Below are 26,517 nucleotides of genomic sequence, written 5' to 3'. Positions count from 1 at the left end.
GGGCCTTCCGTTCGGGGGCCTCACAGTACCTGACAATGAAAATGATTACCGATATCGTGTCGACGGTCGCGGTCCCGGTGTCGGGGCCGCGTCACAGGCGACGACGCGAAAAGGGGATCCGTGGCTCATCTGCTGGTGGTCGAGAGCTGGGTCGGTTCGATGAGCAGGCTGCTGCCACGGGCGATCCGGGAGGGCGGGCACGAGTTCACGTTCCTCACCCGCGATCTGCACCACTACCTGCGCTCGGCGCCCGAGGGCGCGGCGCACCCGCTGCTCGGGGCGCGCAACGTCATCACCGCGGACACCAACGACACCGAGGCGCTGCTGCCCCAAGTGGAGCGGCTGCACGCCGTGCTGGGCTTCGACGGGGTGCTGACGTCCTGCGACTACTACCTGCCCACGGTGGCGCTGACGGCCGCCCGGCTCGGGCTGCCCGGACCGCCGCCCGAGGCGGTGGGGAACGCCTGCCGCAAGGACGCCACCCGCCGGGTCCTGGCCGACGTCGGGGTGCCCGGGCCGCGGTTCGCGGTGCACGAGGAGTGGTCGCGGATCGCGGCGGCGGCGCGGGAGATCGGCTACCCGCTGGTGGTCAAGCCCGTCGACCTGTGCGCGGGGATGTTCGTGCGCCGGGTGGACGACGAGGAGCAACTCGCCTCCTGCGTCGCCGCGCTGGCCGGGTTCCCGGTGAACGCGCGCGGGCAGCGGCGGGCGCCCGCGGTGCTGCTCGAAGAGCTGCTGGACGGCCCGGAGGTGAGCGTCGAGACCGTGTCGCACGCGGGCGCGGTGCAGGTCGTCGGGGTGACCGACAAGAGTGTCGGCGGGGCGCCCGCGTTCGTCGAGACCGGCCACATGTTCCCCGCCGCCCTGCCCGCCGGGGACGCCGAGGCCGCCGAGCAGACCGCGCTCGGCGCGCTCAAGGCGCTCGGCCTGACGGACGGCGTGGTGGCGCACACCGAGATCAAGCTGACCTCCGCGGGACCGCGGGTGGTCGAGGTGAACCCGCGGCCCGCCGGGAACCGCATCACCGAACTGATACGGCACGTCACCGGCGTCGACCTCGCCGCCGCGTTCGTGGACGTCTCCCTGGGCCGCGCCCCCGACCTGCGGCGCACGGACACGGGGTTGCGCAGCGCCGCCATCGGCTTCCTCGTACCCGGGACCGCGGGGACGCTCGAAGCGCTGGACGCCGGTGCCGTACGCACCGCGCCCGACGTTCTCGAGGTGCAGCTCGCCGAACCGGGGCGGCAGGTGAAGGCGGCGGGCAGCAACAACGAGTACCTGGGGCATGTGATGGCGGGCGACCCGGACGGCAGCGGCGCCCGCGCCCGGGTGGAGTCCCTGCTCGACGAGGTGCGGTCCGGGCTGGTGATCCGATGAGCCGCACCGCCCCAGCGTCCGCCCGCGCGGCAACGTACGACGAACTGCTGGCGCGCGCCCGCGCCGGCGGGCTGGGACCGGATCCGGCCGCGCTGCGGATCTCCGTGGCGTTCACCACCCGGCAGGCCGTACGGCACGAGGGACGCGGCACCGGTTACCGCAACGAGGTGCTCAGCCTGCGGCTGGCCGAGGCCGTCGGCAGTTGCGCGGTCGAGCCCGGCGCGCTGCCCGACGGCGCGGTGGAGGACTGCGCGGGCGCGGACCTGGCCCGGCTGCTGGCGCATCCGGTGCCGGCGGTGCGGGTCGCCGCGCTGGACGCGTATCTGATGCACGTCACCCCGCACACCCCGGACCACGGGGCACGGCCCGTCGCCCTGCCCGCCGGGACGTCGCTGGAGAAGTCCCGGGCCCGCGCCGAGGCCGTCGCCGGGCTGCTCGTCCTGCCGCCCGGCTCGACGGTGCTCGTGGTCGGCGTGGTCAACTCGCTTTTGGAGGCCCTGCGTTCGCGAGGGCTTGGCTATGTCCCGTGCGACCTCAAGGGCGGGGTCACCGAGTGGGGCGAGACGGTCGTCACCGACGCCCTCGCCGCGGCAGGGCGGTGCGACGCGCTGCTGGTGTCCGGGATGACCCTGGGCAACGGGACCTTCGAGCCGCTGCGGGAGCACGCGCTGCGGTCGGGCAAGCAGCTGGTGATGTTCGCCCAGACCGGCAGCGCCGTACTCCCCCGCTTCCTGGGCCACGGGGTGAGCGCGGTGTGCGCGGAGCCGTACCCCTTCTTCTGGCTGGACGGCGGTCCCGGCACCCTCCACCGCTACCGCGCCGACCTGCCGGGAGGCACCCGGTGACCGCCACCGCCGCCGTACGGCCCGCCGCCCGCCCGGAACTGCTCTCCCTGCTCGGCCGCACCCCCGTCGTGCGGGTCACCGCCCCGCTGCCCGGGCCGCACCCCGGCTTCTGGGCCAAACTCGAAGGGCTCTCCGCGGGCGGGATGAAGGCGCGGGCGGCCGTCTCGATGCTGATGGGCGCCCGTGAACGCGGCGAACTGCTGCCGGGGGCACCGGTGGTGGAGTCCACCTCGGGCACCCTCGGCGTCGGACTCGCCTTCGCCGGCCAGGCGCTCGGGCACCCGGTCGTCCTGGTGGGTGACAGCGAACTGGAACCGTCGATGCGGCAGTTGCTCCGGTCGTACGGGGTGCGGCTGGAGATCGTGGACCGGCCCGCGCCCCGGGGCGGCTGGCAGGCGGCGCGTCTGGCCCGGCTGCGCGAACTGCTCGGTGGGCTGCCCGACGCCTACTGGCCCGACCAGTACAACAACCCCGACAACACGTCCGGGTACGCCTCACTGGCCGCCGAACTCGCGGCGCAGCTGGACCACTTGGACGTCCTGGTGTGCAGTGTGGGGACCGGCGGGCACAGCGCCGGGATCATTGGACCGCTGCGCCGGCACTGGCCCGCACTGCGGCTGATCGGTGTGGACTCCACCGGCTCCACCATCTTCGGGCAGCCCGCCCGGCCCCGGCTGATGCGGGGCCTCGGCAGCAGCATTCATCCGCGCAACGTCGCCTACGACGCCTTCGACGAGGTGCACTGGCTCGGCCCGGCCGAGGCGGTGGACGGCTGCCGTCGGCTGGCCCGGGGGAGTTTCGTCAGCGGCGGCTGGAGCACCGGCGCGGTCGCCCGGGTCGCCGCCTGGGCGGCCCGCGTCCACCCCGGCGCGGTCGTGGCGACCGTCTTCCCCGACGGACCGCACCGCTACCTCGGCACCGTCTACGACGACGACTTCACCACCGCGCACGGCGTCGACCCGGACGCGGCGGCCACCCGTCCCGTGCAGATCCCGCACCCGTACGCGGCCGAGGCCACCGGCTGGGCGCGCTGCACCCGCGTCACCGACCCGCTCGAAACCGCTCCCGGGGGGACCCCGTGAAGACCGGTCTGCGCACCGTGCGCCTCGCGCTCACCGAGCCGCTGCGCATCTCCCGTTCGACGATGGCCGCGCGGGACGCCGTGTGGCTGAGCGTCGAGCACGACGGCGTGACCGGTCACGGCGAGGCCGTCAGCAGCGTCTACTACCGCCTCGACACCGGAGGTCTCGTACGCCACCTCACCGCCGCGGGCAGTCGCCTGGCCCGCTTCCCCGACCCCGAAGCGGCCCTGGAGGCGCTGCGTACGGGCGAGTCGACCGGGGAACCGGCTCCCCCCGCCGTGACCGCCGCCGTCGAGGCGGCGCTGCTGGACCTCGTAGGGAAACGCGCGGGCCATCCCGTCCACCGGCTCCTGGGCGCCGCGGACACCCCGGTCGCCGCCACCGCCCGCACCCTCGGCATCACCTCCCCCGCGCGGGCGGCGGAGCGGGCCCGCTCCCTCGTGGCGAAGGGCTTCGGCGTGCTCAAGGTCAAGGCGGGGACGCCCGATCCCGAGGACGACGTGGCGCGCGTACGGGCCGTCCGCGACGCCGCGCCCCGCGCCCGGCTGCTCCTCGACCCCAACGGCGCCTGGACCGCGGCGCGGGCCCGGGCGCTGCTGCCCCGGTTCGCGGAACTGGGCGTCGAGGCCGTCGAACAGCCCCTGGCGCCGGGTGCCCCGGAGGCCCTGGCGGAGCTGGCCGCGCGCTCGCCGCTGCCGGTCGTCGCCGACGAGGACGCCGTGGACCTGGAGGACGTACGCCGGCTGGCCGGCCGCGTCCACGGCGTCAACGTCAAACTCGCCAAGTGCGGAGGGGTGCACGCGGCCCTGCGCATCGCCGAGTCGATCGAGGGCAGCGGCACGCGGCTGATGCTGGGCTGTCTCACCGCCAGCAGCCTGGGGCTCGCGCCCGCCGTGCACCTCGCCGACCGGGCGCGCTGGGCCGACCTGGACGGGCATCTGCTGCTCGCCCACGACCCGTGGAGCGGCATCGGCGGCGAGGACGGCCGGGTGCGGGCGAGCGGTCTGCCGGGACTGGGCGTCGAGCGGCGGGAGGCGCGCCGTGCGGACCTGGCATGAGATACGCGGCTTCCCGCCCGCCGTGCGGCTGCTGCTCGTCAACCAGCTCGGCGTCAACACCGGCTTCTATCTGCTCATCCCCTATCTCGCCACCCACCTCACCGAGGACCTGGGCATGTCGGCCGCCGTCGTCGGCGTCGTCCTCGGGGTGCGCAACCTCAGCCAGCAGGGCCTGTTCGTGATCGGCGGCTCCGCCTCCGACCGGCTCGGCGCACGCGGCGTCATCATCGCCGGCTGCGCGCTGCGCACCGCCGGGTTCGCGCTGTTCGCGCTCGGGGACGACCTGGGCGTGCTGCTCGCCGCGTCCGTCCTCAGCGGGTTGGCGGGGGCACTGTTCAACCCGGCCGTACGCGCCTACGTGGCGCAGGAGGCGGAGGAGCGCCGGGCCGAGGCGTTCGCCCTGTTCAACGTGTTCGCCACGACGGGCGCGCTGATCGGGCCGCTGCTGGGCGGCGCGCTGCTGCTCGTGGACTTCCGCGCCGCGGCGCTGACCGCCGCCGGGATCTTCGCGGTCCTCACCGTCGCGCAGGCCCTGGTGCTGCCGGCCCGGCGGGTCCGGCCGAGCGGGGGCGGGGTGCTCGCCGACTGGCGGGAGGTGCTCGGCAACCGGGCCTTCCTGGCCTTCGCGCTCGCCATGTCCGGTCTGTTCACCCTGGAGAGCCAGCTGTACCTGCTGCTGCCCCACGGGGCCCGCCGGGCCACCGGCTGGGACGGCGCCGCCGGGCTCGTCCTCCTCGTCGTCGCCCTCGCCGGCCTCACCCTCCAGCTGCGGCTCACCCGCGCGCTCGCACCCCGCGGGGACAGGGCCCGCTGGATCGCGGCGGGGCTCGGCCTCATGGGGCTGGCCTTCCTGCCTCCCGCGCTGTCCGCGGGCGCGTCCGGGAGCCCGGACGGCGTGGCCGGCGCGGTGCTGGGCGTCCTGCCGGTGCTGGCGGGCGCCCTGCTGCTGCACCTCGGGGTGATGGTCGCCCAGCCGTTCGTGCTGGAGCTGATACCGGGCTTCGGCCGTCCCGAGCTGACCGGCACCCGCTTCGGGATCTTCTACGTCGTCTCGGGCGTCGCCGCCGCGCTGGGCAACACCCTCGTCGGCTGGTCCATGGACGCCGGGCGGGACAGCGGCGCCGCGTGGCTGCCGTGGGCGTGCTGCGCGCTGACCGGGCTGGCGTCCGCGCTCGGTGTCGTCCGGCTGCGCCGGCTGGGGTCGCTGCCCGCGCCACCGGAGCCCTCCGTGTCCGCGGCCGTACCAGGAAGGACCCCGGCATGACCGGAAACCTGCTCACCGACAACCCCGCGCTGTACGAGGCCCGTTTCCCCGACCCCGGCCGGCTGGCCGGACGCTGGGCGGAGGACTGCCTGCGACGGCACCGCGCCGGACGGCGGGTGCTGGACATGGGGTGCGGCACCGGCCGCGACGCCGCGTGGCTGCACCGCGCCGGCCGCGAGGTGACCGGCGCGGACCTCTCCGAGGCCATGCTCGCGCACGCCCGCGCACACCATCCGGGGCCCGGGTACGTCCGTGCCGACCTGCACGCTTTCGACCTGGGGCGCGGGGAGTTCGACGCCGTGGTGTGCCTGGACAGCGCCCTGCTGTACTGCCACACCAACGCCCAGCTCGACGGCTTCCTGTCGTCCTGCCGCCGCGCCCTGGCCCCGGGCGGACTGCTCGTCGCGGAGATGCGCAACGGCGCGTACTTCCTCGGCCGCACCGATCTGCTCGACACGCCCACGGCCGGGGAGTTCGCCTGGCGGGGCACCGTCCACCGGTCCGTCACCACCCTCACGGTGGACCGCACGGACCAGCTGCTGCGCCGCCGAAGGGTGTGGACCGCGGACGACGGGTCGGAGCCCGTCGAACAGCGCTCCGCGTGGCGGCTGCTGTTCCCGCAGGAACTGCGCCATCTGCTGGCCGCGCACGGCTTCGAGGTCCTGGAGCTGCACGACGGGCCGGGGCCGCGCACCGAACCGCCCTGGCGGGAGGGCCTGCTCCCCGGCCGTACCGCCGACGCCGACCGGCTGCACGTGGTGGCCCGTCCGCTCGGACCGCCCACCGGCACCACTACCCACTGAGGAATCCCATGCACGACGACACGACCCGCCCCCTCCCCTTTCCCGCGCTGCGCCGCCGCGGCTTCCTCGCAGCGACCGGCGCGGGGACGCTCGCACTGGCCGGCTGCGGCGGCGGCTCCGGTTCCGACGACGGCGGGGGCGGCGGCTCCCCGAAGAAGGGCGGGCGGCTGCGCGCCGCGTTCGCGGGCGGCGGCGCGAGCGAGACCCTCGACCCGCACCTCGCCAACCTGTTCGCCGACGTCGCCCGCGCCAAGGCCCTGTTCGACAAGCTCGCCGACTACGGCGCCGACCTCTCCGCCCAACCTCGCCTCGCCGAGAAGTGGGAGCCCGACAAGGCGCTGGACCGCTGGCGGATCACCCTGCGCGAGGCCACCTTCCACGACGGCAGACCCGTCACCGCGCGGGACGTCCTGTACAGCTACCGCCGTATAGCCGACCCGAAGCGGGCGTTCCGCGCCAAGGCCTCCCTGGAACCCATCGACCTCGACGCCAGCCGCGCCACCGGCGCACGCTCCCTCGAGTTCGTCCTCAAACGGCCCACGGCCGAATTCCCCAACGTGCTGGCCGCGTTCGGCGCGTACATCGTGCCCGAGGGCGCCACCGGGTTCGACACGGCGCCGGTCGGCTCCGGGCCGTTCCGCTTCGTGTCCTTCACGCCGGGCCGCTCGGCGGTCTTCCGCCGCTACGACGACTACTGGGAGGGCGCCCCGCACCTCGACGAGGTCGAGTTCCTGGTGGCGAACGAGGAGTCGGCACGGATCAACGCGCTGCTCGGCGGGCAGATCGAGTACGCCCACGAGCTGAACCCCACCACCGCCCGCGCCCACGAGAACGAGGGGCGGATCGGGATCGTGCGGCTGCGGGGCAGCGCCATGCAGGCGTTCTGCATGAAGACCGACCGGCCGCCGTTCGACGACCCTCGGGTGCGCCGGGCGTTCTTCCTCATCGCCGACCGCCGGGAACTCGTCGAGGGCGCCCTGTCCGGCGCGGGCGAGGTCGGCAACGACCTGTTCGGCAAGGGCTACGAGTACTACGCCGGCGGACTGCCGCAGCGGGAGCAGGACCTCGGCAGGGCCCGCGCCCTGCTGAGGCAGGCCGGCGCCGAGGACCTGAGGGTCACCCTGGACACCTCTCCCGTCGCCGCCGGGTTCACCGAGGCCGCCGGCATCTTCCGCGACCAGGCGAAGAAGGCCGGGGTCACCGTCGAGGTGAGGACGGGCAGCAAGGACTCCTACTGGAGCGACATCCTCGACAACGGCACCCTGTGCTGCTACCGCTCCGGCGCCATGCCCATCGAGGCGCACCTCTCCCAGCGGCTGCTCACCGACTCCTCCACCAACGCCACCCAGTGGCGGCACAAGGACTTCGACGCCCTCTACCAGCAGGCCCAGTCCACCCGCGACCGGACGGGACGCGCCGCCGTCTACGAGCGCATGCAGCGCCGTCTGCACGCCGAGGGCGGCTTCCTGATGTGGGGGTTCGCCGACTGGATCATCGGAACGGCCCGCACCGTGCGGGGTGTCGGGACCGAGGCGCCCGCCAACACCCTCGACTGGGCGCGCTTCGACAAGGTGTGGCTCGCGTGAGCGGACTGCGCTCCTTCGTCGTCCGGCGGCTGCTCCTCGGCGCGCTGCAGACCGTGGCCGTGGTGCTGCTGGTCTTCGCGCTCACCGAGGCGCTGCCGGGCGACGCCGCGGTCGCCCTCGCCGGGGACCAGCCCGACCCGGCCCGCGTCTCGGCCATCCGGGAGGCGATGCGGCTCGACCGCCCGGCATGGGAACGGCTGGCCGACTGGGCGGCGGGCCTGCTCCACGGCGACCTCGGCACCTCCCTGGTCTCCGGCCGTCCGGTGAGCCAGTACCTCGCCGACGGTTTCGGCCCCACCCTGCTGCTGGCCACGCTCACCGTGGCGCTGCTCGTCCCGGCCGGGTTCGGGCTCGGGGTGCTGGCCGCCCGGTACGCGGGCCGGGCGGCCGACCGGCTGATCAGCTCGGTGACGCTCGCCGTGTACGCCGTCCCCGAGTTCGCCCTCGGGGTGCTGCTGGTGACGGTGTTCGCACTGCGTCTCGGCTGGCTGCCGCCGACCGCCGTCGGCTACGGCACGGACCTGCTCGCCCACCCGGCCGCGCTGGTGCTGCCCGTGCTGGTCCTGCTGTCGCGGCCGGTGTGCTCGCTGGTGCGGCTGGTGCGCGCGGGAATGATCGACGCGCTCGCCTCCCCCCATGTGGCGCAGGCCCGCCGCTACGGTGTGTCCGGCGCCCGCCTCCGCTACACCCACGCGCTTCCCGGCGCCCTGGCGCCCGCCGCCCAGCAGCTCGCCCGTACCGTCGACTGGCTGCTGTGCGGGGTCGTCGTGGTGGAGGCGCTGTTCGTGATCCCCGGGCTCGGCACGGTGCTGCTGGGCGCCGTCGCCGAACGTGACGTGCCCGCCGTCCAGGGCCTCGCGGTGGTCTTCGGCGTGCTGACGGTCGTACTGAACCTGGGCGCCGACCTGGTCGCCCACCGGCTGGCGCCCCGTGCGGGGGTGGCCGCGTGAGGCGCCGGCGGACGGGCCGCTTCGCCCTCGGTGCCGTGATCGTCGCCGTACCGCTCGTTCTCGCCCTGCTCGGGCCGGTGTTCGCGGGGGAGCCGGGACCGCGGGCCACTTCCTTCACGGCGGGCGGGGCGTTTGGGCTCGGCACCGACTTCGTGGGCCGGGACGTCTGGGGGCAGGTGCTGCACGGCGGACGGCCGGTGGTGCTGACCGCCCTCGCCGCGACCGCGCTCGCCTACCTGGTCGCCCTCCCGGTCGGCCTGTTCGGCGCGCTGACCCGCCGCCGTCTGCTGGAGGAGCTGCTGATGCGGCCCCTGGACGTGCTGCTCGCCATCCCCTCGCTGCTGCTGATCCTGCTGGCCGCCACGGTGTTCTCGCCGGGGGCGGTCGGGCTCGCCCTGCTGGTCGCCCTGGCCAACGTGCCCGACGCGGCCCGGCTGGTGCGCGCCGCCGCCGCGGAGGCTGCCGCCCGGCCCGCGGTCGAGGCGCTGCGCATGCAGGGCGAGACCTGGTGGCGCACGGCCGTCGGCCATGTCGGGCGCTCCATGCTGCGCACCCTGGCGGCCGACGCCGGCACCCGGCTGACCGGCGTGCTCTACCTGGTCGCCACCGCGGCGTTCCTCGGTGTCGGCGTGGCTCCCGACGCCGCCGACTGGGCGGTCATGGTCGACCGCAACCGGACGGGACTGTTCGTCCAGCCGTGGGCCGTGGTCGTCCCGGCCGTGCTGCTCGTCGCCCTGACCACGGGGACGAACCTCCTCTTCGACGCCGCGCTGGACAGGGGCGGACGCCGGGGAGCGGACCGGAGAGAGAAGGAGGCACGTCCGTGAGACCGGAGAAGGACGGCGACGCGGATCCCGTGGCGGAGATCCGGGACCTGCGCGTCGAGATCGACGGCCGGGCGGTCGTCGACGGGGTGAGCCTGCGGGTGCTGCCCGGCAGGGTCACGGCCCTGGTCGGGGCGTCCGGCAGCGGCAAGACCACCACCGGTCTGGCCCTGCTCGGCGAGTACCCGGCGGGCGCCCGCGTCACCGGCGGCGTCCATGTGCGGGCCGGCGGGCTCGTCGGCTACGTCCCCCAGCATCCGGCGGCGGCGCTCAACCCCGCCCGCCGCGTCCCGGCGCTCCTCACCGACATCGCCCGCGCCCAGGTGCGCCAGGTGCCGCTGCGGCAGCGCCGGGCGGCGGCCCGCGAGCGGGTCCTGCGCGCCCTGTCCGAGGCGCAACTACCGGACGGCGAAGCGCTGTTGCGGCGCTTTCCGCACCAGCTCTCCGGCGGCCAGCAGCAGCGCGTCGTCCTCGCCCAGGCACTGCTGCTCGGGGCGCGTGTCGTCGTCGCCGACGAGCCCACCACGGGGCAGGACGCGCTGACCAAGCGCCGTATCGTCGAGCAGCTCACGGCCGTCGCGGCCCGCGGCATCGCGGTCGTGCTGCTCAGCCACGACCTGGACGTGGTGCGCGCGCTCGCCGACGAGGTGGTGGTGATGCGGGCGGGCCGGGTCGTCGAGTCGGGCCCCGCCCAGCAGGTGCTGCTCGCGCCGCGGCACGCGTGGACCCGTGAACTGCTCGCCGCGGGTACGGAGTTGCCGTACCCGGCCGAGACGGCCGCCCGTGCCGGGCGGCCGGTGCTGCGGGTGCGGGGGCTGACCGCCCGCCACCGCGACGGCACGCGCGGCGGCACCGCCGTGGTGCTCCGCGCCCCCGAACTCGACCTGTACGCGGGCGAGACGCTCGCCGTCGTCGGCCGTTCCGGCAGCGGCAAGACCACCCTCGCCCGCTGCCTCGCCGGCCTCCACCGGGACCACGACGGCGAGATCCTGCTGGACGGCGCTCCGCTCCCCCGGAGCCTGCGCGACCGCGGCCGGGCACAGCTCGCGGCCGTGCAGTACGTCTTCCAGGACGCGCACGCCTCCTTCGACGAACACCGCGCCGTGGTACGGCAGGTCGCCCGCACCGCCGTCCGCCTGCGCGGCGCCGACCCGGACACGGCGACCCGGGAGGCGCTGACCACCCTGGCCGGACTCGGCATCACGGAGGATCTGGCCGGCCGGCGCCCCGGCCGGCTCTCCGGCGGCGAGCTGCAGCGCGCCGCCCTCGCCCGCGCCCTGCTCGCCCGCCCCCGCGTCCTCGTCTGCGACGAGATCACCTCCGGCCTCGACACGCTCACCCGCCGGGGCATCCTCGACGTGCTCACCGCGCTGGTCCGCGACCGCGACGGCCTGTCCCTGGTCCTGGTCACCCACGACCTGGACACGGCAGCCCTGGCCCACCGCATCGCCGTACTGGACGGCGGCACGGTCGTCGAACAGGGGCCGGCCCGGCGGATCCTGACCGCGCCGGCCCACCCGTTCACCGCGTCCCTCGTGGCGCGGGCGCCGACGGCGGCGACGCGGGATCAGTGACCCACCGAGAAGGTGGCGTCCGCGCGGTCCGTGGCGGTGCTCACCGGGTCGGTGCGCAGGGCGTAGCCGGAGTGGCGGATGTAGCGGGTCGGGTAGTTGTGGGAGCGGAAGGAGGACCAGGAGGCGTCGGCCAGGCCGGCGACCCGGTGGAAGGTGGCGTCCTGGGCGAAGGCCGTGGTGCCGTCGTCGGCGTCCAGTCGCAGCTGGTGGTCGTAGTGCCGCAGATAGCGGGTGGGGTGGCTGACCGACTGGAACGAGACACCGGAGGCGTCGGCCAGCCCGGGGACCAGCTTCCACTGGGAGTCGGTGTACGGGTCGAAGGGGTAGGTGTCGATCCGTGCCAGGTAGTCGGCGTGACGCACGTAGCGGGCCGGGTAGTTGTACGACTTCAGCCGGTTCCATGCGGGGGCGCCCCAGCGGGCGAGGAGGCCGTCGTGCTCGGCGGCCGTGATCGGGGCGATGGTGCAGTGCTTGGCGTTGACCGGGTGGGTGTAGAGCTTCTGGTCGACCGGGGTCCAGGTGCCCGCCGCGAGGTTGGTGGTCTGCCAGGCGTAGAAGACGCCGTTGGGGGTGTAGGTGTCGCCCCACAGGTACCAGGTGGCGGAGGTCAGGGACTTCACGAGGGTGGGCGCCTCGGTGCCCCCGTGGGCGACCGAGGTGCTGAACGGCGTGAAGCTTCCCGGGTTGAGCGAGGTGGAGCGCGCGCCGACCAGCCCGCCCGTGCTGCTGCTCTTGAAGTAGAGGTAGTTGACGCCGTTCACGCCCACCGCCATGTCGCCGTCGATGACGTCGTAGCCGGGGTCGAAGAAGACCTGGGGGGCGGAGACGGTGGTGAAGTCGCCGGTGTAGTTCACCATCAGGACGTTGTGGCCCGAGGAGTTCACGGCAGAGTAGAGGATGCCGTACTGGTTGCGGCTGGCGTCCCAGAAGGCTTCGGGGGCCCAGCTGTGGGTGACCATGTCGTGCAGGTGGGGACGCCGGTAGTTGGTGAAGGTGCGCAGGTCGGCGGAGTCCCACACGTGGATGGTCTGGCTGTTGTAGCCCCAGTCGGTGCCCTTGAGGTCCGTGGCCAGCACCACGAAGCCGCCCTCGCGCCTGCGCATGATGAACGGGTCGCGCAGCCCGCCGGCGCCCGCGGTGGGGGTGACGACGGGGTTGTTCTGGTTCAGCGGGGTCCAGTTCAGGGAGTCGGTGCTGACGGCCAGGTGGAGGCCGTAGTCGGTGCCGACGCCGTTCGGTGACTCCGTGAAGTAGCCCATGACGTAGGCGGAGTCGGCGGCACGGGCGGGCGGGGCGCCCAGCGACAGGTCGGCGGCCAGGGCGGCCGACGTGGCCGCGGCGGCTCCGAGGAACGTTCTGCGGGACGGCATGGCCTGGCTGCGGGGGCGTGCGCTCATCGGCTCTCCAGGTGGGTGTGGGGCTGGGGCGGGTGCGCGAACGGAACGGGCATGGCCGGCTCGACCCCCTCCCGTCGTTCGTGATGCCGAACGCGGTTCGGGGAGCCGGTCAGAAGGTAGGCCCCCGCCCTGGACACGTCAATGCTTCCCACGCCCCCCGGCCGGCGTGACAGCCTCCCGGACACCGGTCGGCGCATCCTGCCTCAAAGCTTGAACACAAATTCCACACAACCCCTCTTCATACTGGCCCCGATGGTCTAGATTGACCTTGCTTCAGCCGTTCGGACACGAGGCGACCACTAATGATCAATAGGTCCGGCGCAAGGGAAAGCAAGAAGTCACGCACCCCGCGCCGGGCGTGGGGGTGATCGGTTCTCGGAGTCCGGGAGGGGCCACGGGTGCGGGGAGCACCCGGGGTTTCGACGGGTTCCCGCGCGCCTCGGAGGTCCGGCAGGACGGCCACGTCCGCTGCCGCCGGGGCGGGTTGTTCACGTAGTTCTGCGAGCCGGTACGTGTTGTGCGGGGGGCGGCTGCCTCCCGCGGGGAGGAACAGCGCGGCACGGGAGGCGGGGGCCTCCCGGGGGGAAGAACAGTGTTGGGCGACCACGTCGTACCACTGGACCTGGGGGGTCTTGTGCGGCAAGGGGGATTAGTCAGCCCGTTTCCGTCGGCGCGCGGGCGTCTGGCGAACGGGGCATTCAACCAACCCGCGATCGACTGGGAGCAGCGGTACCGCCGTACCGTGATCACCAGCGACACCATCGCCACCTCCTGTGTGGTGGCGGCGATCGGCAACTTCTTCGGGTCGCGGGACGCGGCCAACTGGCACGAGAAATGGGGAATTCTCGCCTTCGGCACCGAACTGCTGGTGCTGGGGTCGCTCACGGTGAGCCGGTCGTGGGCTCCCGCCGTGCTCGGCCAGGGCGCCGAGGAGTTCCGCCGGCTGGGACGCTCGCTCTTCATGGCGACCGTCGTGCTCGCGCTCGGCGGGATCGCCCTCACCTCGCGCAACATCAAACTCTGGATCTTCGTCGCGGTCCCCGCGATGGCGCTCGCCACCATGACCGAGCGGTATGTGCTCCGCCTCTGGCTGCACAGACAGCGCAAGGAGGGGCGGTGTCTGAGACCGGTGCTCGCCGCCGGGAGCCCGGACACCGTGCGCGACCTGATCAACCGCACCCGCAAGTTCCCGCACCTCGGCTGGCGGGTGGACGCCGTGTGCACCACGGACGGTCTCGGCCCCGACGGTGACCAGCTCGACGGGGTACCGGTCGTCGGCAGGCTGAACGACGTCGCGGGCCACCTGCACCGCGACGGCTACCGCGTCGTCGCCGTCACACCGGACCCGCACTGGACACCGGACCGGCTGCAGCGGCTGGCCTGGAGCCTCGAGGGCAGCGAAACCGAGATGGTCGTGGCCCCCGTGCTGATGGAGGTGGCCGGCCCCCGGCTGCACATCGACGCCGTGCTCGGGATCCCGCTGCTGCGGGTCAGCATGCCGGCCTTCACCGGCGGCCGCCGCGCGGTCAAGGGGGTCGTCGACCGGCTGGGCGCGGCGGTCCTGCTGATGCTGTTCGCCCCGCTGATGGTGTGCGTCGGACTGCTCGTGCTGGCGACCAGCCGGGGCGGGGCCTTCTACCGCCAGCGCAGGGTCGGCAAGGACGGCCGCGAGTTCACCATGCTCAAGTTCCGCACCATGGTCGCCGGGGCCGACCGGGCACGCGCCGAGCTGGCCGACCTCAACGAGGGCGCGGGGCTGCTCTTCAAGCTCCGCCGGGATCCGCGGGTGACCCGGGTGGGCGGGGTGCTGCGCCGGTACTCGGTCGACGAACTCCCGCAGCTCTTCAACGTGCTCACCGGCTCGATGTCGCTCGTCGGACCGCGGCCCCCGCTGCCGGAGGAGTGCGCCGCGTACGGCCCGGACATCCGGCGGCGGCTGCTGGTCAAACCCGGGCTGACCGGTCTGTGGCAGATCAGCGGGCGCAGCGACCTGTCGTGGGAGGAGGCGGTGCGGCTGGACCTGCGGTACGTGGAGGACTGGTCGCTCGCCCTGGACACAGTGATCTTGTGGAAGACGCTGCGGGCGGTGCTGCACGGCCAGGGGGCCTACTGATGCGCGGGGGGCCGCGACACGACGGTCCCGCCCGCGCGCGGACCGCAGGCCGTGACGGCCTGCCTGGGGGGAGGAACGGGTCATGAGAGTCAGCGTTTTCGGGCTCGGGTACGTGGGCTGCGTGTCGGCCGCGTGCCTGGCCGGCATGGGCCACGAGGTCGTCGGGGTGGACGTGAACCAGGTCAAGGTCGACCTGGTCAACGACGGCAGGGCCCCGGTGGTCGAGGAGCGGATCGGCGAGCTGATCGCCGAGGCCGTGGGGACCGGGGCGTTACGCGCCACCCGCGACGTCCGCGAGGCGATCAGGGACAGCGAGGTGTCGCTGGTCTGCGTGGGCACGCCCTCGGAGCCCAACGGCAGCCTGTGCACCACCTACTTGGAGCGGGTCACCGAGGAGATCGGCGCCGCCCTCGCCGAGCGGGGCGGGCGGCACACCGTGGTGTTCCGCAGCACCATGCTCCCGGGCACCTGCCTCAACCTGCTGGTGCCGATCCTGGAGAAGTACGTCGGCGGCACGGCCGGGGTGGACATCGGGGTCGCGGTCAACCCGGAGTTCCTGCGCGAGGGCACCAGCGTGCGGGACTTCTTCGACCCGCCCAAGACCGTCATCGGCGAGCTCGACGCGGCGAGCGGCGACGTGGTGGCCGCGCTGTACGACGGCCTGCCCGGCGAGGTGTTCCGGGTGCCGGTCCCCACGGCCGAGGCCATCAAGTACGCGGACAACGCCTTCCACGGACTCAAGATCGGCTTCGCGAACGAGCTGGGCGCGGTGTGCCAGGCCCTCGGGGTGGACTCGCACCAGGTGATGGACGTGTTCCTGGCCGACCGCAAGCTGAACATCAGCCCCGCCTATCTGCGGCCCGGCTTCGCCTTCGGCGGCTCCTGCCTCCCCAAGGACCTGCGCAGCCTGGTCCACGCGGCGCGGCGGGCCGACGTCTCGGTGCCCATCCTCGCCCATGTGCTGCCCTCCAACTCCGACCATCTGCAGCGCGCGGTGGAGCTGGTGGAGCGCACCGGCAAGCGCCGGGTGGGCCTGTTCGGGCTGTCCTTCAAACCCGGCACCGACGACCTCCGGGAGAGCCCGCTCGTCGAGCTGGCCGAGCGGCTCTTCGGCAAGGGGTACGACCTGCGGATCCACGACGCCAACGTGAGCCTCTCCCGGCTGCTCGGCGCGAACCGCGAGTACATCGAGAACCGGCTGCCGCACCTCGCGCAACTGCTCGCGGACTCCGTCGAGGAGGTGCTCCAGCACGCCGAGGTGTGCCTGGTCGGCACCAGGGACCCCGAAGTGCTCTCGGCGCTGCCGCACGGCGACGGCCCGGTGATCGTCGATCTCGTCCGCCTTCCCGACGCCGAGGCGCGCCGGGCCGAACCGGGGTACGTGGGCCTTGCCTGGTGACACATCGTTCAGTGACGGAGCGGGCATCCGGGCGGGCCGGCGCGCGCTGATCCTCGTGGAGAACCTGTCGGTGCCGTTCGACCGGCGGGTGTGGCAGGAGTGCACGACGCTGCGCGACGCCGGCTGGGAGGTGCACGTCATCTGCCCCCGGGGGAGCAAGCGGGACACCGAGGCGGAGGCGGTGGTCGACGGGGTGCGGATCCACCGCTACCCGTTGCGCGCGGCCACCGGCGGGCCGGCCGGCTATCTGCGGGAGTACGGATCGGCGCTGTGGCACACCGTCCGGCTGGCCCGGAAGGTGGGACCCGTCGACGTGGTCCACGCCTGCAACCCGCCCGACCTGCTGTTCCTGCCGGCCCTGTGGATGAAGCGGCGCGGGGCCCGGTTCGTCTTCGACCAGCACGACCTGGTGCCCGAGCTGTACCTCTCCCGGTTCGGCCGCGGCAAGGACCTGCTCTACCGCGGGGTGTGCGCGCTGGAACGGATGACCTACCGGGCCGCGGACGTCGTGCTCGCCACGAACGAGAGCTACCGGGACGTGGCGGTGCGCCGCGGCGGGCGGCGGCCGGAGGACGTCTTCGTGGTGCGCAGCGCCCCCGACACCGACCGGTTCCGTCCGGTGCCCGCGGAGCCGGAGCTGAAGCGCGGCAAGCCCCATCTGCTGTGCTACCTCGGGGTGATGGGCCCGCAGGACGGCGTCGACTACGCCCTGCGGGCGCTGGCGAAGCTGCGCGACGAGGTCGGACGCACCGACTGGCACGCGGTGTTCGTCGGCGGCGGCGACACCTTCGACGCGATGGTGGAGCTGTCCCGGCGGCTCGGGCTCTCGGAGCAGGTGCAGTTCACCGGGCGGGTTCCGGACGCCGACCTGGTGCGCTACCTGTCCTCCGCGGACGTGTGCCTCTCCCCCGACCCGCGCAATCCGCTCAACGACGTGTCGACCATGAACAAGGTCCTGGAGTACATGGTGATGGGCCGGCCGCTCGTCTCGTTCGACCTCAAGGAGGCGCGCGTCTCCGCCGGCGAGGCCGCCGTCTACGCGCCCGCCGACGACGAGTCGGAGTTCGCCCGGCTCATCGCGCTGCTGCTGGACGACCCGGAGAAGCGGGCGCAGATGGGCAAGATCGGCCAGGAGCGGATCAACGGGCCGCTGGCCTGGCGGAACTCGCAGGCGTCGCTGCTCGCCGCCTACGCCGCCGCCTGCGACGAGAGGCCGCGCCGTTGAGCGATGACACGATACGCCTGGCCACGGTCGGACGGATCGTCCGCCGGCGCGGGCGGCTGCTCGCCGTCCTCGCCGTGCTGGGCGCGCTCGTCGGCTACGGCGCCTCGCTGGTGTTCCCGCCGCGCTACACGACCTCGGCGTCGGTCCTGCTGCCGGGGGCGTGGGAGGAGCGCGGGCTGCTCACCCAGGCGGAGATCGCGTCCAGTTCGGTGGTGGTCGACCGCGCGGCCGACACGCTGGACTGGGACGGCGTCGACGGCGTCGAACTGCGCGAGCGGGTGAGCGCGAAGGTCAGCGACGGGAACATCATCGAGATCTCCGGCACGGCCGATACCCCGGAGCGGGCACAGCGGCTCGCCGACCAGGTGGTCGAGCAGTACGTCGGCTTCGCCGCGCGGGTCGTGGGCGACACCACCGACCCCGAGGCGGCGGCGCGGCCCGAGGAGCTGCGGCAGCTGGTGCAGCGCACCGGCCGCCGCATCACCGAGCTGGCCGACGCGGCCGATCCGGGGCGGACCGTGGAGAGCGTGCAGACCCGCACCGAGCTGGCGAAGCTGCGCACCGCGCTGCAGGAGGCCGTCGCCGAGCTGAACGAGGCCGACCCGGCCGGGACCGGCTCCGGCCCCGTCGTCATGGGGCCGGCGGCCCGGCCGGACGGCGAGGCGCCGCCGACCAGGCTGCAACTCGTCGTCGGCGGTGCGCTGTCGTTCTTCCTGCTGGCGGTCGTCGGCCATCTCGCCGCCGCCCGGACGAGCCGCCGGCTGCGCACCGAACCGGAGATCGCCGCGGCGCTGGGCACCGCGCCGCTCGGCACCGTCGACGTGTCCGCCGAAGCCGCCGCGCACCGCCCGGAGGCGCGCGGCGCCCGGGCCCGGATCCGCCGGCTGCTCGGCGTCGACGTCCGGTGGGACCTGCCCCCGTCGGACACCGCGGGCGACGAGGAAGGCCGGCGGATCCGCTACCGGCGGGTGTGCGCCCGCCTCCGTGACCGGTCGCCGGCTCCCCGGCGGCTGCTGGTCGTCGTCCCGGGCGGCGACGTGATCGCCCTGCCGGCCGCCGAGCGGCTCGTCGCCGAGGCCGGGGACGAGCCCCGGCTGCGGGTGGTGGAGGTGTCGGTGGCCCTGCCGACGGTGCCGGACCGCGGCGACGAGTCGGGAGCCCTGGTGGTGCTCAGCGCGGGCAGCTGGACGGCGGAGGAGCTCGCCGGTGTCAGGGAGGCGTGCGCGGACGCCGGGCACACGGTCGTCGGCGTCGTCCTCGCCGGCCCGGCCCCGGCCCGTGCGGCGCGGTCCGCCGGCCGGCCCCGGGACACCGCGGCGCCGGCCCTCGCGGTGGGCGCCGACACGAGGGGAGGTCCGGCGTGACGACGCGTACGGCGCACACGACGCCGGAGCCGCCGGCCGCCGCTCCGCTGCTGGACCTGCAGGCGCTGGTGGTGGCGGTGCGCAGGCGGCGCCGTCTGTGGTGCTCCATGGCGCTGCTGGGGCTGCTCGCGGGTGTGGCGGTGGCCGTCCTGCTTCCGCCGCCGCCGACCGCGGTGACCAAGGTGCTGGTCGCGCACCAGCAGGACCAGCCCAACGACCCCGGGACGCTGATCCGCACCGACGCGGCGCTGCTGCACACCACGCGGATCGCGGGTGCGGCCCTGCGCTCCATGAAGTCCTCGGAGAAACCGGAGGACTTCGTGGAGGACTACGAGGGCCTCGGCCTGACCAACAACCTGCTGCAGATCACCGTGGCGGGTGACAGCGACGCGGAGGCGGTGGAGCGCGCCGAGGCGCTGGCGGACGCGTTCGTCGCGGACCACGTACGGCGGATACGGGAGGCCGCGAGCGCCGAGGCCAAGACCCTGCTCGAGCAGCGTGACCGGATGCGGGACGAACTCGCCGAGGTCAACGCGACGATCGAGGAGGAGCCGCCGCCCCAGAGCGGGTCGCAGGACGCGGCGAACATGGAGTCGCTCTTCGCCCGCCGGGCCGAACTCACCTCCCGCATCACGGACTTCAGCCAGCGGGCCGCGGAGGCGCGGGTCGGCACGCCGCAGCTCGTCGCCGGCACGCAGATCGTGGACGCGGCGCGCGTGGTGCCGCACTCGCTGCCCCGGGCCGCCGGCACGAACGCCGCGATCGGGCTCGTCCTCGGGCTGGCGCTCGGGCTCGCGGCGGCAGCCGTCGGCACGGTGGTGGCGGACCGGCCCGTGCTGCGCCGGGAGATCGCGGCGCACCTCGGCGCCTCGGTCGTCGCGGAGCTGCCCCGGCGGTCGCTCCTGCCGTGGCGGCGGCGCCGGATCAGGGCGGCCCGCACCCGCCTCGTCACGTCCCTGGCGCGTACCGTGCGCGGCTCCGCGGAACCGGTGTCGCTGCTGGAACTGGGCTGCGCGCGCGGCGCGAGCACGCTCGCCCTGGACCTCGGCCGGGCACTGGCGGCGGAGGAACCGGTGGTCGTCGTCGACGCTCTGTCCGGCCCGCGGCTCTCGCGCCGCCGCCCCAAGCCGGGTGACCCGGCCGTGGTCGGCGCCGGGGACGCCGGGGCCGGGCAGTCCGGGGAGCGCCGGCTCGGCGTGGGCTCGGTGGCGCCCGGCACGGCGTGGACCGACCTGCCGTACCTCGGCGCCCGGACCGTGCTCGTCGTGCGTGCCGGGCACGCCGCCACCGCGTGGCTGCACACCGTGGCGCGGCGGCTCGAGGAGCAGCGCGTCGCGGTGGCCGGCGTGGTGCTGATCGACCCCGATCCGCGCGACCGGAGCGACGGCACGCTGTGGGACGGGCCGCGCGGCGTGCCGCTCGGCAGGAGCGAGCGGCCGGCCCGGCTCAACGGTGGGGGTACCTCTCACGCCCTTCAGGCAGTGGGGGAAGAGACGCGGCGGACGGAACGGCTGCCGATGCCGGCGGCACGGATCCCGGACAGCGACCAGGAGGCGCGGTAGCACATGTGTGGCATCGCAGGCACATACCGGTGGCCGGACGGGAAGGCCGTCACCGACCGGCTCACCGACACCCTGGCCCACCGCGGTCCGGACGGGGCGGGCCGGTACAGCCACGCCGTCGGTGACGGCGAGGTGCACCTCGGGCACCGCCGGCTGGCCGTCATCGACCTGTCGGGGACCGGCGCGCAGCCGATGGTCTCGGGCGGCCTCGCATTGACGTACAACGGCGAGCTGTACAACGCGCCCGAGCTGCGCGCCGAACTGGCGGCCGCCGGGGTGCGCTTCCGCGGCACCTCCGACACCGAGGTGCTGCTGGAGTCGTGGCGGCGCTGGGGCACGGACTGTCTGCCCCGGCTGCGCGGCATGTTCGCCTTCGGGATCTTCGACGAGCGGACCGGTGAGCTGGTCCTCGCCCGCGACCAGCTCGGCATCAAGCCGCTGTTCCTGCTCCGGCGCGGCGAGGGGCTGGTGTTCGCCTCCGAGCTCAAGGCGCTCGCCGCCGTGACCGGGGGGTCGCTGGAGGTGGATCACGCGGCGATGGTGGCCTCGCTGCTGTACTACTGGGTGCCGGACTCACGGTGCGCGTTCCGCGAGGCGGAGAAGCTGCCGCCGGGCAGCTGGCTGAGGTGCCGGCCCGACGGCCGGGTAGAGCGCGGCCGTTACTGGCGGCTGGAGGACGTCGCCGCCGAGGGCCGGGAGCGGGCGCTGAGCGGCGAGCGGCCGGACATCGCGGCCGTCGTCGAGGAGTCGACCCGGCGCCATCTGCTCTCCGACGTGCCCGTGGCGACCTTCCTGTCCGGCGGTCTCGACTCCAGCTATCTGACCGCGCTGGCCGCCCGCGACCGGCCCGGGATCTCCGCCTACACGATCGGGTTCCGCGCCGAGGACGCCAGGTTCGAGGCGATGCCGGACGACCTGCGCCACGCCCGGCAGGTGGCCGGGCGGTACGGCGTCGACCTGCACGAGATCGAGATCGCCCCCGACGTGCTGGACCTGCTGCCGCGGATGACGTACCACCTCGACGAGCCGATCGGCGACCCGGCGGCGATCAACACGTTCCTGATCTGCTCGGCCGCCCGGGAGGCCGGGGTCAAGGTGATGCTCTCCGGGATGGGCGCCGACGAACTGTTCGCCGGGTACCGCAAGCACCTGGCCAACCGGCTCGCGCTGCGCTACCAGCGCGTTCCCCGGCCGCTGCGGCGCGCGGTGTCGGGCGCCGTGGACCGGCTGCCGGTCGCCACGGCCCGCCGCGGGTTCCGGTCGGTGCGCTTCGCGAAGCGGTTCCTCTCCTTCGCCGATCTGCCGGAGGAGACCGCCTTCCGGCGCAGCTACACCCTGTACGACCGGCGGGAACTGATCGACCTGATCGACCCGGACCTCGCCGGCACGGTCGACGACGTGCTGACCGAGCACGCGGACGTCTACCGGGACAACGGCCTCGACGACTTCGTCAACCGCATGTGCCTGGCCGACGCCCGGATGTTCCTGCCGGGGCTGAACCTCGCCTACACGGACCGCTCCAGCATGGCCGCGTCGACGGAGGTGCGGGTGCCGTACGTGGACGTCGAGGTGGTGAAGGCGGCGTTCGCCGTGCCCGGTGACCGCAAGATCGCCGGCCGGCAGGGCAAGGCCGTCCTCAAGGAGGCGGCCGCCTCCGTCCTGCCGCGGGAGATCGTGTACCGGCCCAAGGGCCTGTTCAGCGCCCCGCTGCGGGCCTGGATGAGCCGGGATCTGGCCCCGCTGGTGCGCGAGGTGGTCAACGACGGCGAGCTGGTCCGTTCCGGGTTCCTGCGCCGCGACGCGCTGCGGCGGCTGGTCGCCGCGGACGCCGCCGGACAGCAGGACTTCTCCAAACATCTGTGGCATGTGCTGACCCTCGAGTTCTGGTATCGCGGCGCGACCACCGGGGCCGGCCAGAACTCCCTCGACGGCGTAGAGACAAGAGGACTTCGGTGAAACAGGTCGTACAGAACTACAAGAGCGGCGAGCTGGCCCTGCTCGACGTGCCGGTGCCGGGGTGCGGGCCGGGCGGTGTGCTGGTGCGCAGCGCCTACTCGCTGATATCCACCGGGACCGAGATGATGAAGGTGTCCGAGGCCGGCATGTCGATGCTGGGCAAGGCCCGTTCCCGGCCGGACCAGGTGGCCAAGGTCGTGCAGAGCGTGGCCACCAACGGGGTGCCCGCCACCTATCGCAAGGTGATGGGCAAGCTGGACTCCTTCACGCCGCTGGGCTATTCGCTGTCCGGTGTGGTGGTGCAGGTCGGCGCCGGCGTCGACGACGTGTCGGTCGGCGACCTGGTGGCCTGCGCCGGCAACGAGCACGCGCTGCACGCCGAGTTGAACTGGGTGCCGAAGAACCTCTACGCCCGCGTCCCGGACGGTCTCGCGGCGCGGCACGCGGCCTTCGGCACCGTCGGGTCGATCGCGCTGCAGGGCGTCCGCCAGGGCGAGCCGCAGCTCGGCGAGGTGGCGCTGGTGATCGGTCTCGGGCTGATCGGCCAGCTGGTGGCGCAGCTGCTGACCGCCTCGGGTGTCCGGGTGGTCGGGGTGGACCCGGACCCGGTGCGCTGCGAGCTCGCCGAGCGACTGGGCGCGGCGGCCTGCGGCGATCCCGACTCCCCGGCGGTGGCCCACGCCGTCGCCGAACTCACCGGCGGTCACGGGGTGGACCAGGTGTACCTGGCCGCCGGCGGTGGCAGCAACCAGCCCGTCGAGCTGGCCGCCCGGCTCTGCCGGGACCGGGGCCGGGTGGTCGACATCGGCAAGTGCCGCCTGGACCTGCCGTGGAACGCGTACTACGAGAAGGAGCTCGACGTCCGCTTCTCCCGCTCGTACGGCCCCGGTCGCTACGACCCGGAGTACGAGCTGGAGGGGCGGGACTACCCGATCGGCTACGTGCGCTGGACCGAACGCCGCAACCTGGCCTGCTTCCTGGATCTCGTCGCCCGGGGCCGGGTCGACGTGGAGCCGCTGGTCTCCCACACGGCCGACTTCGACGACGCCGTGGAGACGTACCGCAGCCTCGAGGACGGCGGTCTGAAGGCCGTGGCCGTGCTGTTCCGTTACCCCGAGCAGGCGGTGGAGGCGCAGGCCCCCGAGGTGGCCGTGCCCGAGGTGAGACGGCCCGGCGGCGCCGGGCCGGCCCCGGTCCGGGCCGTGAGGACGCCGGTGCGCCTCGCGTTCGTCGGCGCGGGGAACTACGCCTCGTCGATGCTGCTGCCCCACCTGGCGCAGCGCGAGGGCGTCGCGTTGTCCACGGTCGTCACCACGACGGCGCTGTCCGGTGCCAACGCGCGGCGCAAGTTCGGCTTCGAACGGGCCACCACCGATCTCGACGCCGTGCTCGGCGACCCGGCCGTCGACGCGGTGTTCGTGGTCACCCGCCACAGCTCGCACGCCGAACTGACCCGCAAGGCGCTGCTGTCCGGCAAGGCGGTGTTCGTGGAGAAGCCGCTGGCCCTCACCGAGGACGAACTGGCCGGTGTGCTCGCGGCGGTGGAGGAGTCCGGCAACGACCGGCTGCAGGTGGGCTTCAACCGCCGGTTCGCCCCGCTGCTGCGGGAGGCCAGGGAGCGGTTCGGCACCCGGACCGGGCCGGGGCACCTGCGCTACCTGGTCAACGCGGGCCGCCTCGACCACGGCAGCTGGTACCTCCAACAGGGCACGCAGGGCTCCCGGTTCACCGGCGAGGGCGGGCACTTCATCGACACCGCGAGCTGGCTGCTGGGGGCCGACCCGGTCTCGGTGTACGCGCTCACCACGCCCGGCAACGAGGACCTCCAGGTCGTGCTCCGCTACCCGGACGGGTCCACCGCCACCATCGGCTACGTCACCACCGGCCCGGCCGGCTTCCCCAAGGAGACCCTGGACCTGGTCGCGGACGGCCGCGCCCTGCGCCTGGACGACTTCGTCCGCGCCACCGTCTACGACGGCCGCCGCAGGCAGTGGGTCGGTTCCCGGCTGCCCAAGGCCCGGGACAAGGGCCAGTCCGCCGAACTGGCCGCGTTCGTCAAGGCCGTGCGGACCGGCGGACCGATGCCGGTGCCGCTGGAATCGCTGGTCGCCACCACCGCGGCCACCCTCGCCGTGCGGGCGGGACTGGCCGGCGGCGCGCCGGTGACACTGGCGGGGCCGCGATGACGGTGAGCTCGGGGAGCCCGGGCTGGTACCTGCGGCGGCTGTCCCGGATGGGGCCGCGGGAGGTCGGCGGCCGGGTGGCCGACACGGCGCGCAGACGGCGCTGGCGGTCGGCGCCGCCGGCCTGCCCGGACGTGACGGGCGCCCGGTTCACCGCCGTACTGCCCGCGGGCGCGGCCGCCGCGGTGCCGCCGGACGCCGTGAAACGTCTGGTCGCCGAGGCGGACCGGCTGATGGCCGGGCACGCCGAGTACTTCGGGGTGGCGCGCGACGACCTGGCCGACCCGGACTGGTGGTACGACCCGAAGACCGGACGCCGGGCACCCGACGGCTACGCCTTCGACGTGCCGTACCGGGACGAGGAGGCCGTCGGGGACGTCAAGCAGATCTGGGAGCTGTCCCGGCACCACCACCTCACCGTGCTCGCCGCCGCCTACGCGGTCACCGGGAACGAGCGGTACGCCGAGCGGGTGGCCGAGCACCTGCGGTCGTGGTGGGCGGCCAACGCGCCGCTGCGCGGGGTGCACTGGACCAGCGGCATCGAGCTGGGCATCCGGCTGCTGTCCTGGGTGTGGGTCCGCCGCCTGCTGGACGGCTGGCCGGGGGCGGCCGGGCTGTTCGAGGACAACCCGGTGGCGCTGCGCCAGATCTGGCACCACCAGCGCTGGCTGGCCGCCTTCCCCAGCCGGGGATCCTCGGCGAACAACCACGCCGTCGCCGAGGCCGCCGGGCAGTTCGCCGCGGCCTGCGCCTTCGGCTGGTTCCCCTCCTCGGCGCGCTGGCGGGCCGACGCGCTGCGGTCGCTGGACCAGCATCTGCGGAGCAACACCTTCGGCTCCGGCCTCAACCGCGAACTGGCGAGCGAGTACCACGGACTGGTGCTGGAGCTGGGACTGGCCGCGGTGGCCGAGGCGGACACCGCGGGCGTGCCGGTCCCGGCGACCGTCCGGCTGGTGCTGCTGCGGATGACCGACGCGCTCGCGGCCGTCGTGGACGACCGGCTGCGGCCGCCGCGCCAGGGCGACGCGGACGACGGGCACGGACTGGTGGTGGACGGCGCCGGCACCGACCGCTGGGCCTCGCTCCTGGCCACCGGGGACGCCCTGTTCGGCCGGCTCGGCTGGTGGCCGGAGGTGACCGGCACCGATGTGCGCACCCCGCTGCTGGCCGCGCTGGTCCGGCACACGGCGCCGGCCGTGTCCCGCCCGGCGAGCCGGCCGGCCCACTTCGCCGACGCGGGGATGACGATCCTGCGCGGCCCGGACGGCGTCTGGTGCCGCTGCGACGGCGGCCCGCACGGCTTCCTGTCCATCGCCGCTCACGCCCACGCGGACGCCCTGTCCGTGGAGGTCCGGCACGACGGGGTCGACGTGCTCGCCGACCCGGGCACGTACTGCTACCACGGCCAGCCCGGGTGGCGGCGGTACTTCCGGTCGACCCTCGGCCACAACACCCTGGAACTGGACGGCGCCGACCAGTCCGTGTCCGGCGGCCCGTTCCTGTGGACCCGGCACGCCCGCAGCCGCGTCCTGGTCGCGGACGCCTCCGGCGAGGGCGTGGCCCGCTGGTGCGGCGAGCACGACGGCTACCGGCCGTCCGTGCACCGCCGCCGGGTGGAACTGACGGCCGCGAGCCGGGAGCTGAGGGTGGTCGACGAGGTGCGGGGCCCGCGCCGGGCGGTGCGCCTCGCCTTCCACCTCGGCCCCGCGGTCACCGCCGACCTGACGGGGAACCGGGCCCTGCTCACCTGGACCCGGGACGGCGAGGACCGCTCCGCGGTGCTCGACCTGCCCGCCCAGCTGAGCTGGCGGGCGCATCGCGGCGAGAGCGACCCGCCGCTGGGCTGGTACTCCCCCGGCTTCGGCCGCAGGGAACCCGCCACGACGCTGGTCGGCACCGGCTTCACCGTCGGCGCCCAGGGGTTCACCACCGTACTCGGGTTCCAGGGCTAGGGA

General features: G+C 74.3%; 19 protein-coding genes. 18 read left to right on the top strand and 1 reads right to left on the bottom strand.

Annotated features, from left to right (window positions below; all coding sequences use genetic code 11):
* Positions 1–120 precede the first annotated feature (120 nt).
* Genes CNQ36_RS29820 through CNQ36_RS29775 form a run of 10 tightly spaced genes read left to right on the top strand, consistent with a single transcriptional unit; the run spans position 121 to position 11,363 of the window.
* Entirely contained in the window at positions 121–1,377 is a 1,257-nt protein-coding gene (locus CNQ36_RS29820; protein ID WP_206278532.1) for an ATP-grasp domain-containing protein, read from the top strand.
* A complete protein-coding gene (locus CNQ36_RS29815; RefSeq protein WP_121548245.1) occupies positions 1,374–2,222 on the top strand; it encodes a Rossmann-like domain-containing protein in 849 nt (282 codons plus the stop codon). The genes CNQ36_RS29820 and CNQ36_RS29815 overlap by 4 nt, the downstream gene beginning before the upstream one ends.
* On the top strand, positions 2,219–3,304 hold the full coding sequence (locus tag CNQ36_RS29810) for a PLP-dependent cysteine synthase family protein (RefSeq protein ID WP_121548244.1): 1,086 nt from the start codon (positions 2,219–2,221) through the stop codon (positions 3,302–3,304). The genes CNQ36_RS29815 and CNQ36_RS29810 overlap by 4 nt, the downstream gene beginning before the upstream one ends.
* On the top strand, positions 3,301–4,362 hold the full coding sequence (locus CNQ36_RS29805; protein ID WP_121548243.1) for a dipeptide epimerase: 1,062 nt from the start codon (positions 3,301–3,303) through the stop codon (positions 4,360–4,362). The genes CNQ36_RS29810 and CNQ36_RS29805 overlap by 4 nt, the downstream gene beginning before the upstream one ends.
* The gene (locus CNQ36_RS29800) at positions 4,346–5,626 is read left to right on the top strand and encodes an MFS transporter (protein ID WP_121548242.1); all 1,281 of its coding nucleotides are present in this window, start codon (positions 4,346–4,348) and stop codon (positions 5,624–5,626) included. The genes CNQ36_RS29805 and CNQ36_RS29800 overlap by 17 nt, the downstream gene beginning before the upstream one ends.
* A complete protein-coding gene (locus CNQ36_RS29795; RefSeq protein WP_040905987.1) occupies positions 5,623–6,429 on the top strand; it encodes a class I SAM-dependent methyltransferase in 807 nt (268 codons plus the stop codon). Before CNQ36_RS29800 ends, CNQ36_RS29795 begins: the two co-directional genes overlap by 4 nt.
* An 8-nt stretch (positions 6,430–6,437) precedes the next feature.
* The gene (locus tag CNQ36_RS29790; RefSeq protein ID WP_121548241.1) at positions 6,438–8,015 is read left to right on the top strand and encodes an ABC transporter substrate-binding protein; all 1,578 of its coding nucleotides are present in this window, start codon (positions 6,438–6,440) and stop codon (positions 8,013–8,015) included.
* On the top strand, positions 8,012–8,965 hold the full coding sequence (locus CNQ36_RS29785) for an ABC transporter permease (protein WP_121548240.1): 954 nt from the start codon (positions 8,012–8,014) through the stop codon (positions 8,963–8,965). The genes CNQ36_RS29790 and CNQ36_RS29785 overlap by 4 nt, the downstream gene beginning before the upstream one ends.
* Positions 8,962–9,792, top strand: coding sequence for an ABC transporter permease subunit (locus CNQ36_RS29780; protein ID WP_121548239.1), 831 nt, complete (start codon positions 8,962–8,964; stop codon positions 9,790–9,792). Before CNQ36_RS29785 ends, CNQ36_RS29780 begins: the two co-directional genes overlap by 4 nt.
* Positions 9,789–11,363, top strand: a complete 1,575-nt coding sequence (locus CNQ36_RS29775) for an ABC transporter ATP-binding protein (protein WP_228313103.1) — start codon at positions 9,789–9,791, stop codon at positions 11,361–11,363. Before CNQ36_RS29780 ends, CNQ36_RS29775 begins: the two co-directional genes overlap by 4 nt.
* On the opposite strand, the gene CNQ36_RS29770 is transcribed toward CNQ36_RS29775, so the two are convergent.
* Positions 11,357–12,760 carry a glycoside hydrolase family 43 protein gene (locus tag CNQ36_RS29770; protein WP_121548238.1) on the bottom strand — a complete coding sequence of 468 codons (1,404 nt, stop codon included), beginning with the start codon at positions 12,758–12,760 and terminating at the stop codon, positions 11,357–11,359. The genes CNQ36_RS29775 and CNQ36_RS29770 overlap by 7 nt on opposite strands.
* A gap of 634 nt (positions 12,761–13,394) precedes the next feature.
* Between CNQ36_RS29770 and CNQ36_RS29765 the strand changes: the two genes are divergently transcribed.
* The 8 genes from CNQ36_RS29765 to CNQ36_RS29730 all read left to right on the top strand — a co-directional run bounded on the left by CNQ36_RS29765 (position 13,395) and on the right by CNQ36_RS29730 (position 26,514).
* Positions 13,395–14,873, top strand: coding sequence for a sugar transferase (locus CNQ36_RS29765; RefSeq protein ID WP_004924136.1), 1,479 nt, complete (start codon positions 13,395–13,397; stop codon positions 14,871–14,873).
* An 82-nt stretch (positions 14,874–14,955) separates the two neighbouring features.
* Positions 14,956–16,272, top strand: a complete 1,317-nt coding sequence (locus CNQ36_RS29760; RefSeq protein WP_004924138.1) for a nucleotide sugar dehydrogenase — start codon at positions 14,956–14,958, stop codon at positions 16,270–16,272.
* Positions 16,262–17,497: a glycosyltransferase family 4 protein gene (locus tag CNQ36_RS29755; protein WP_121548237.1), complete on the top strand. Its 1,236-nt coding sequence runs from the start codon at positions 16,262–16,264 to the stop codon at positions 17,495–17,497. The genes CNQ36_RS29760 and CNQ36_RS29755 overlap by 11 nt, the downstream gene beginning before the upstream one ends.
* Positions 17,494–18,861 carry a polysaccharide biosynthesis protein gene (locus CNQ36_RS29750; RefSeq protein ID WP_121548236.1) on the top strand — a complete coding sequence of 456 codons (1,368 nt, stop codon included), beginning with the start codon at positions 17,494–17,496 and terminating at the stop codon, positions 18,859–18,861. The genes CNQ36_RS29755 and CNQ36_RS29750 overlap by 4 nt, the downstream gene beginning before the upstream one ends.
* Positions 18,858–20,423: a Wzz/FepE/Etk N-terminal domain-containing protein gene (locus CNQ36_RS29745; RefSeq protein ID WP_121548235.1), complete on the top strand. Its 1,566-nt coding sequence runs from the start codon at positions 18,858–18,860 to the stop codon at positions 20,421–20,423. Before CNQ36_RS29750 ends, CNQ36_RS29745 begins: the two co-directional genes overlap by 4 nt.
* A gap of 3 nt (positions 20,424–20,426) precedes the next feature.
* Entirely contained in the window at positions 20,427–22,379 is a 1,953-nt protein-coding gene (gene asnB / locus CNQ36_RS29740) for an asparagine synthase (glutamine-hydrolyzing) (RefSeq protein WP_121548234.1), read from the top strand.
* Positions 22,376–24,565, top strand: coding sequence for a bi-domain-containing oxidoreductase (locus tag CNQ36_RS29735; RefSeq protein WP_121548233.1), 2,190 nt, complete (start codon positions 22,376–22,378; stop codon positions 24,563–24,565). The genes asnB and CNQ36_RS29735 overlap by 4 nt, the downstream gene beginning before the upstream one ends.
* Positions 24,562–26,514 (top strand): heparinase II/III family protein, encoded by a 1,953-nt coding sequence (locus CNQ36_RS29730; protein WP_121548232.1) that lies wholly within the window; start codon positions 24,562–24,564, stop codon positions 26,512–26,514. Before CNQ36_RS29735 ends, CNQ36_RS29730 begins: the two co-directional genes overlap by 4 nt.
* Positions 26,515–26,517 lie beyond the last annotated feature (3 nt).

This window comes from Streptomyces fungicidicus (assembly GCF_003665435.1).
Lineage (GTDB): Bacteria > Actinomycetota > Actinomycetes > Streptomycetales > Streptomycetaceae > Streptomyces > Streptomyces fungicidicus.
This window is presented reverse-complemented; position numbering and strand designations above follow the sequence as displayed.